Origin of the sequence: Streptomyces goshikiensis (assembly GCF_014650555.1) — a bacterium.
Taxonomy (GTDB): domain Bacteria; phylum Actinomycetota; class Actinomycetes; order Streptomycetales; family Streptomycetaceae; genus Streptomyces; species Streptomyces goshikiensis.
The window spans coordinates 330,672-338,740 of sequence record NZ_BMVE01000008.1 but is presented as its reverse complement, the minus strand read 5'-3'; the positions used below and the strand labels follow the sequence as shown (position 1 = coordinate 338,740).

Genomic DNA, 8,069 nt, shown 5'->3' with positions numbered 1-8,069 from the left:
CTAATAGGCCGAGGGCTTGTCCTCAGTTGCTCGCGTCCACTGTGTTAGTTCTGAAGCAACGAACGGTTGCTGGTTTCTAGAGCTAGAACATAACTACAAAGTGTGCTTGTTCGCTCGAAACCGATAGGGTTTCGGTGGTCATAGCGTTAGGGAAACGCCCGGTTACATTCCGAACCCGGAAGCTAAGCCTTTCAGCGCCGATGGTACTGCAGGGGGGACCCTGTGGGAGAGTAGGACGCCGCCGAACAATCTTTCAAAGGACCCTTGGTCCAGCGTTCAACGCTGGACCAAGGGTCTTTTTGTTTTTCACCTTTTTTACGCCGAAGCGCGGCCATGGGTTGGTTGCGCGAGAATGACTAGCGGTACCCCGAAGACAGGAGTCACACCCATGTCCAACTCTCCCGACGATCGTCCGGAGCGCGAGCCTCGGCGCAACGACGGCGGTGACAGGGGCGGCTTCCGTCGTGACGACCGTGGCGGTGACCGTGGCGGTTTCCGTCGCGACGACCGCGGTGGCCGTCCGACCGGTGGTGGCGGCGGCTTCCGCCGTGACGACCGCGGCGGGCGTCCTGCCGGCAGCGACCGTCCTTCCGGCGGCGGCTTCCGTGGCCGTGACGACCGTGGTGGCGACCGTCCCTCGTACCCCCGTCGTGATGACGACCGTGGCGGCCGTCCCTCCGGTGGCGGCGGCGGTTTCCGCGGTCGCGATGACCGTGGTGGCGACCGTCCCTCGTACCCGCGCCGCGATGACGACCGTGGCGGCCGTCCTTCCGGTGGTGGCGGCGGTTTCCGTCGTGACGACCGTGGTGGGGACCGCCCGAGCTTCCCGCGTCGTGATGACGACCGTGGTGGGTTCCGCGGTGGCCGTGACGAGCGTGGTGGCGACCGTCCGTCCTACCCGCGTCGCGATGACCGTGGTGGCGAGCGTCCTTCGTACCCGCGTCGCGATGACGACCGTGGTGGTCGTCCCTCCGGTGGTGGCGGCGGTTTCCGTGGCCGTGACGAGCGTGGTGGCGACCGTCCGTCGTACCCCCGTCGCGACGACCGTGGTGGGGACCGTCCCTCGTACCCCCGTCGTGATGACGACCGCGGTGGGTTCCGTGGTGGCCGTGATGACCGTGGTGGCGACCGTCCGTCCTACCCGCGTCGCGATGACCGTGGTGGGGACCGTCCGAGCTTCCCGCGTCGTGATGACGACCGTGGTGGGTTCCGCGGTGGCCGTGACGAGCGTGGTGGCGACCGTCCGTCCTACCCGCGTCGTGACGACCGTGGTGGCGAGCGTCCTTCGTACCCCCGTCGTGATGACGACCGTGGTGGATTCCGTGGCGGTCGTGATGACCGTGGTGGCGACCGTCCGTCGTACCCGCGTCGCGATGACCGTGGTGGCGACCGTCCCTCGTACCCCCGTCGTGATGACGACCGCGGTGGGTTCCGCGGTGGCCGCGACGAGCGTGGTGGCGACCGCCCGTCCTACCCCCGTCGTGACGACCGTGGCGGCGACCGTGGTGGGTTCCGTGGCGGTCGTGATGACCGTGGTGGGTACCGCGGTGGGCGTGACGACCGCAGTGGCGACCGTGACTTCCGCGCGGACCGCGACCGGGACCCGGTCAAGCGGCTTCCGATCGACGAGGACGTCACCGGTTTCGAGATCGACGCCGATGTCCGTCAGGAGCTCCTGAGCCTGCCCAAGGGTCTGGCCGAGGAGGTCTCGAAGAACCTGGTCATGGTGGCCCGGCTGATCGACGAGGAGCCCGAGCAGGCGTACGCGTACTCGCGCATCGCCCTGCGGCTGGCCTCCCGTGTCGCCGCCGTCCGCGAGGCCGCCGGCTTCGCCGCGTACGCGACGCAGAAGTACAGCGAGGCGCTCGCCGAGTTCCGCGCCGCCAAGCGCATGACCGGTTCCGTCGAGCTGTGGCCCGTCATGGCCGACTGCGAGCGCGGCCTCGGCCGTCCGGAGCGGGCGCTGACCATGGCCGGCGAGCCCGAGGTCGCGAAGCTGGACAAGGCCGGCCAGGTCGAGATGCGTCTCGTCGCCGCCGGTGCCCGGCGCGACCTGGGTCAGCTCGACGCCGCGATCGTGACCCTGCAGAGCCCGGAGCTGGCCTCCAGCTCCGTCCAGCCGTGGACCGCGCGCCTGCGCTACGCCTACGCCGACGCCCTGCTGGCGGCCGGTCGTGAGGACGAGGCGCGCGAGTGGTTCGGCAAGACCCTCGAAGCGGACAAGGACGGCGCGACCGACGCCTCCGACCGGCTCGCCGAGCTGGACGGTGTCGAGTTCGTCGACGCGATGCACGAGGACGAGGCCGACGAGGTCGACGAGGACGACGACGAGGCGGACGCCGCCGAGGTCGCCGCCGCCGAGCGGGCCTCGGACCAGGCCGAGTACTACGACGAGGACGACGAGGAGTACGAGCCCCTCGACGAGGGCTCCGAGGCCGACATCGACGTGACCGACGAGGTCGTCGCCGACCTCGACGACGACCGGGCCGACGACAAGGCCTAGTCCGCGCCTGCCTGAACGAAAGGGCGGCACCCCCTCCGGGGGGTGCCGCCCTTTCGTGTTTTCCGGGTCTCAGTCGATGCTGCGCAGGACCAGCCCGGTGGCTGGTTTTGGTCCGAAGGAGGTCGACTTCCGGGGCATGGTGACGCCCTGGCGGGCCAGGTCGCGGACCACGGCCTCCCGTACGGGGTGGAGCAGCACCGCCGTACCGCCGTGGCGTTCGGCCATGGCGACCGTGGCTTCCGCGTCGTGGATGTAGGCGATGTGCTCGGGGGCGTCCGGGACGTGCCACAGCGTGTCGAGCAGCGTCGCGTGGAGCACGGTGGCGTCCAGCCGGCGCCAGGCCTCGGGGCGGTCGCGGCGGACGGTGCGCTCGATCAGGGCCGGGTCGGGGTCGGTGACCAGGTGGAAGGTGCCGTCGCCGGTCAGCAGGAAGGCGTTGCCGCGCTCGACGGCGTCCGAGAGGACCTCCAGGGCGAGCGGGAGCGGGCCGTCTACGGGGCGGACCTGGAAGGAGCCGTCGAGCGCGGCGAGGGCCTCGGCGAGCGGCAGGCGGCGCAGCATCCGGTGGATGGCGCGGACCTGGAGCGGGTAGCGGGCGGTGTCGACGAGCAGGACAAGGCCGAAGTCCCAGCCGGTGGGGGACTGGTGCTCCTCCTGGAGGCGCAGGTACGTCGCCCAGCGGTGGTGGCCGTCGGCGATGAGGGCCTGACGGTGGCCGAGGTCCGAGGTGACGGCGGCCAGGTCGGCGGGGTCGGTGATGGCCCAGAGGCGGTGGCGGAAGCCGTCCTCGGTGGTGGTGGAGAACAGCGGCGGCCGCTGGGCGGTGCGCTCGACGACCGCGGCGGTGCCCTGGTCGGGTCCGTCGCCGAGGTAGGTGAGCAGCAGGGGTTCGAGGTTGGCGGAGGTGGCCCGCATCAGGCCGGCGCGGTCGGTGACCACGTCGGGCATGACGTCCTCGTGGGGCAGGACGATGCCGGCGGCGGCGTCGGACAGGGCCAGGGCGCCGACCACGCCGCGCTGGAGGAGGCCGGCCCTGCGCTGCTCGTACACGTAGAGGGCGGGCTCGGCGTCGGCGCTGAGGACGCCCTCGGCGAGCCAGTCGCGGAGGGTGCGGGCGGCTTGGTCGTTGCGCGCCGCCGGGGTGTCGGCCTGGGGGAGGATCAGGCGGACGATGTTGTGCGGGTCCGCGGATTCGAGGTAGTCGACTCCGTCGGGGCGCACGACCACGTCGTACGGCGGGGAGGTGACGGCCGCGAGGCTGCCCACACGCTCCGGTACATAGCGCAGTCCGGGGAAGGGGATCAGCCGCAGCCCGTGCTCCGCAGGGTCAGAAGTGGTCATTGGTGCATCGTAAGACGCCTCTCGGCATGCGGGATGATCGGGGGAGTACGGAAATGAGACAAGATCGACTGTATGAGGAGAGGGCTCGATGACCTCGCAGAGCAGGACCCGTCCCGGGGGCAGTGAGCGCAGTCTGCACCGGGCGTACGACACGGCTCTCCTCGACCTCGACGGGGTCGTGTACGCGGGCGGGGAGGCCATCGCGCACGCGGTGGACTCGCTGGTGGCGGCCCGGGCGGACGGGATGCACCTGGCGTACGTCACGAACAACGCGCTGCGGACCCCGGACGCGGTGGCCGCGCACCTGACGGAGCTGGGCGTCCCGAGCGAGGCCGGTGAGGTGATCACCTCGGCGCAGGCGGTGTCGCGGATGATCGCGGAGCAGGTGCCGGCGGGCTCGAAGGTGCTGCTGATCGGCGGGGAGGGGCTGCGGGTCGCGCTGCGCGAGCGCGGGCTCGTGCCGGTGGAGTCGGCCGACGAGGAGGGCCTCGCGGCGGTGGTGCAGGGGTACGGGGGGCCCGAACTGGCGTGGGCGCGGCTCGCGGAGGCCTCGTACGCGGTCAACCGCGGGGTGCCCTGGTTCGCCTCGAACACGGACCTGACGATTCCGTCGGCCCGCGGGATCGCGCCGGGGAACGGGGCGGCGGTGGAGGTCGTACGGATCGCCACGGGCGCGGAGCCGCGGGTGGCGGGGAAGCCGCAGCCGCCGATGCACCGGGAGACGGTGCTGCGGACCGGGGCGGAGCGGCCGCTGGTGGTGGGGGACCGGCTGGACACCGACATCGAGGGCGCCTTCAACGGGGAGGTGGATTCCCTGCTGGTGCTGACCGGGGTGACGGACGCGGAGCAGCTGCTGCGCGCCGAGCCGAGGCACCGGCCGACGTACGTGGACCGGGACCTGCGCGGGCTGCTCACGGGTCAGCCGGAGGTCGAGGGCGAGGCCGACGGGGCCGGGTTCCGCTGCGGGGGCTGGACGGCGGTCGCGGCGGACGGGGCGCTGGAGCTGCGCGGGGAGGGCGGGGATCCGCTGGACGGGCTCCGGGCGCTGTGCGCGGCGGCCTGGACGCAGGCCGGGGACGGCTCGTGCGGTCTGGACGCGGGCGAGGTGCTGGGCCGGCTGGCACTTTAGGCCGGGTGGCCGGGTGGTGACTACCCATCCGGGGGATCTTGCGGATGGCAGGGTAGGCTAACCTAACTTCCGTGTTGGTCGAGAGTCCCCCAGAACAGAGCGCGGCGTCCCAAGCCGCTGCCACCCGGTCACGCCACGGCGCGCGCGCCGTCGGCCTGCTGGCCGCCCTCGCGGTGCTGGCCCTGATCGCGGTGGCGAGCGTCGCCGTGGGCGCCAAGCAGATGCCGCTCGACGAGGTCTGGCACGGCCTCTTCCACTACTCGGGAACCACCTCCGACGTGGTGGTGCGGGACCTGCGGGTGCCGCGCACCATCCTCGGGCTGCTGGTCGGGCTCGGCCTCGGCCTGTCCGGCGCGGTGATGCAGGCGCTGACCCGCAACCCGCTGGCCGAGCCCGGCATCCTCGGCGTCAACGCGGGCGCCGCGGCCGCCGTCGTGTCGGCGATCAGCTTCCTCGGGGCGAACTCCCTGAGCGAGTTCGTCTGGTGGGCGTTCCTCGGCGCCGGGGTCGTCTCCGTCGTCGTGTACGTCCTCGGCGGCAGCCGCAGCGCCACCCCGGTCCGGCTGGCCCTCGCGGGTACGGCTGCCAGTGCTGCCCTGGTCGGCTACATCAACGCCGTCCAGCTGATGGACAGCAAGGCGCTGGACAAGCTCCGCTTCTGGACGGTCGGTTCGCTGGCCTCGGCCACCATGGACACCGTCACGCAGGTGGCCCCGTTCCTGCTGGTCGGCGCGGTCCTCGCGCTGGCGCTCGGCCGGCCGCTCAACGCGATGGCCATGGGCGACGACACCGCCCGGGCGCTCGGGGCCAACCTGACGCGGACCCGGATCGGCGCCATGGTCGCCATCACCCTGCTGTGCGGGGCGGCCACCGCCGCGTGCGGGCCGATCGTGTTCATCGGCCTGATGATCCCGCACCTCGTACGGTTCTTCACCGGCCCGGACATGCGCTGGGTGCTCGCCTACTCGGCGGTCCTGTCGCCCGGGCTGCTGCTCGGCGCCGACGTCGTCGGACGGATCGTCACCCGGCCCGCCGAACTTCAGGTCGGCATCGTCACCGCCCTCATCGGCGGCCCCGTCTTCATCTACCTGGTTCGGCGCAAGAGGATGGCCCAGCTGTGACCGTGCCCACGAAACTCCGGGCGGGCCGGCCCGCCGGGCCCCGGCCGCTGCGGATCCCCGGCGGGATCTCCCTGCGTCTGGAACGCCGCGCGCTCGCGGTCGGGCTGCTGCTCGCCGTCACGGCGCTCGCGCTGGCCGTCGTACTCATCGGGACCGGCGACTTCCAGATAGCCCCGGCGGACGTCGTGCAGACCCTGCTGGGCAACGGCACCCCCGCCAACGACTTCATCGTCAACGACCTGCGGCTGCCGCGCGTCCTGGTCGCGCTGCTCGTCGGCGCCTCGCTCGGGATGTCCGGCGCCGTCTTCCAGTCCGTCTCGCGCAACCCGCTCGGCTCCCCGGACCTGCTCGGCTTCGGGTACGGGTCGGCGGTCGGCGCGCTCGTCGTCATCATCGTGTTCAAGGGCGGCGCCACCGAGGTGGCGCTCGGGGCCCTGGTCGGCGGCCTGATCGCCGGCCTCGCCGTGTACCTGCTCGCGTACAAGCGGGGCATCAACGGCTACCGGCTGGTGCTCGTCGGCATCGGCGCCTCCGCGATGCTCGTCGCGGTGATCCAGTACCTCCTGACGAAGGCCCAGCTCGTCGAGGCCACCCGGGCGATGGTCTGGCTGACCGGCTCGCTGGCCGGCCGGGACTGGGGGCAGGTGTGGCCGCTGCTGGCGGCCTGCGCCGTGCTCTTCCCGCTGGTCCTCGGCCAGGGCCGGGCCCTGCGGATGATGGAGATGGGCGACGACGCCGCGCACGCCCTGGGCGTGCGGGTGGAGCGGACCAGGCTGCTGCTGATGGTGGCGGGGATCCTGCTGACCACGGCGGCGAGCGCCGCGGCCGGGCCGATCAGCTTCGTCGCGCTGGCCGCGCCGCAGCTGGCCCGGCGGCTGACCCGCTCGCCCGGGGCGGGGCTGCTGACCGCGGCCCTGATGGGCGCCGTCCTGCTGATGCTGTCCGACTGGGCCTCACAGCGGGCCTTCGGCGCCGACCAGCTTCCGGTGGGCGTGGTGACGGGGCTCGTCGGCGGTGTGTACCTGCTGTGGCTGCTCGTCACCGAGCGCAAGGCGGGACGGATATGAGCGCGACCGTGAGCGGGGCGGCATCGGCCGCCGGGCTCGTCAACCCTAGGAGTACCCAAGTGCAGCGGCTGACCGCGGAGAACGTGACCCTCGGCTACGACCAGCGGGTCATCGCCGAGAACCTCTCGGTGGAGATACCCGACAACTCCTTCACGGTGATCGTCGGCCCCAACGCGTGCGGCAAGTCCACGCTGCTGCGCGCCCTGTCGCGGATGCTGAAGCCGTCCGCCGGCCGGGTGCTGCTGGACGGGCAGGCCATCGGGTCGCTGCCCGCGAAGAAGGTCGCCAAGACCCTCGGGCTGCTCCCGCAGTCCTCGATCGCCCCGGACGGCATCACCGTCTCCGACCTGGTCTCGCGCGGCCGCTACCCGCACCAGGGGCTGCTGCGCCAGTGGTCGCAGGAGGACGAGCGGATCGTCCACGAGTCGATGGCGTCCACCGGGGTCGCCGAACTCGCCGACCGGGCCGTGGACGAGCTGTCGGGCGGGCAGCGCCAGCGCGTGTGGATCGCGATGGCGCTCGCCCAGCAGACGCCGCTGCTGCTGCTCGACGAGCCCACGACCTACCTGGACATCCAGCACCAGCTGGACGTGCTGGACCTGTGCGCCGAGCTGCACGAGAACCAGGGCCGGACCCTGGTCGCCGTCCTGCACGACCTCAACCACGCCGCCCGCTACGCCACGCACCTGATCGCGCTGCGGGGCGGCGAGGTCATCGCCGAGGGGCCGCCGGCCGAGGTGGTCACGGCGGAACTGGTGGAGAAGGTGTTCGGGCTGCGCTGCCAGGTCATCGACGACCCCGAGACGGGGACCCCGCTGGTGATCCCGGCGGCCCGGCAGGCCCGGGCGAGGACCTCCGCCTAAGAGGTCTGCGAGGTTTGCGGGGCCTGCGGGGTCTGCGCGGCCTGC

At 72.2% G+C, this 8,069-nt stretch carries 6 protein-coding genes, 1 rRNA gene and 1 pseudogene; 7 read left to right on the top strand and 1 reads right to left on the bottom strand.

Going from position 1 to position 8,069, the window contains the following annotated elements; translation table 11 throughout:
- Window positions 1-130 precede the first annotated feature (130 nt).
- The 3 genes and pseudogenes from rrf (at window position 131) to IE248_RS24100 (ending at window position 2,503) form a co-directional block, all read left to right on the top strand.
- Window positions 131-247: ribosomal RNA gene (rrf, locus tag IE248_RS24110) — 5S ribosomal RNA — on the top strand.
- Window positions 248-418: 171 nt separating this feature from the next.
- Window positions 419-1,444: pseudogene (locus tag IE248_RS37510) on the top strand (hypothetical protein); the annotation flags it as partial.
- Between the two features lie 231 nt (window positions 1,445-1,675).
- The gene (locus tag IE248_RS24100; RefSeq protein WP_194552804.1) at window positions 1,676-2,503 is read left to right on the top strand and encodes a tetratricopeptide repeat protein; all 828 of its coding nucleotides are present in this window, start codon (window positions 1,676-1,678) and stop codon (window positions 2,501-2,503) included.
- Window positions 2,504-2,572: 69 nt separating this feature from the next.
- On the opposite strand, the gene IE248_RS24095 is transcribed toward IE248_RS24100, so the two are convergent.
- On the bottom strand, window positions 2,573-3,844 hold the full coding sequence (locus tag IE248_RS24095; protein ID WP_073797209.1) for a DUF1015 family protein: 1,272 nt from the start codon (window positions 3,842-3,844) through the stop codon (window positions 2,573-2,575).
- 88 nt (window positions 3,845-3,932) lie between these two features.
- Between IE248_RS24095 and IE248_RS24090 the strand changes: the two genes are divergently transcribed.
- The 4 genes from IE248_RS24090 (at window position 3,933) to IE248_RS24075 (ending at window position 8,024) form a co-directional block, all read left to right on the top strand.
- Complete coding sequence (locus IE248_RS24090) at window positions 3,933-4,973, top strand: HAD hydrolase-like protein (protein ID WP_190031630.1); 1,041 nt, start codon at window positions 3,933-3,935, stop codon at window positions 4,971-4,973.
- A gap of 71 nt (window positions 4,974-5,044) precedes the next feature.
- Window positions 5,045-6,094 (top strand): FecCD family ABC transporter permease, encoded by a 1,050-nt coding sequence (locus IE248_RS24085; protein WP_190031629.1) that lies wholly within the window; start codon window positions 5,045-5,047, stop codon window positions 6,092-6,094.
- Between the two features lie 2 nt (window positions 6,095-6,096).
- Window positions 6,097-7,161, top strand: a complete 1,065-nt coding sequence (locus IE248_RS24080; protein WP_047960968.1) for a FecCD family ABC transporter permease — start codon at window positions 6,097-6,099, stop codon at window positions 7,159-7,161.
- Entirely contained in the window at window positions 7,158-8,024 is an 867-nt protein-coding gene (locus tag IE248_RS24075; protein ID WP_073797206.1) for an ABC transporter ATP-binding protein, read from the top strand. Before IE248_RS24080 ends, IE248_RS24075 begins: the two co-directional genes overlap by 4 nt.
- Window positions 8,025-8,069: the final 45 nt, after the last annotated feature.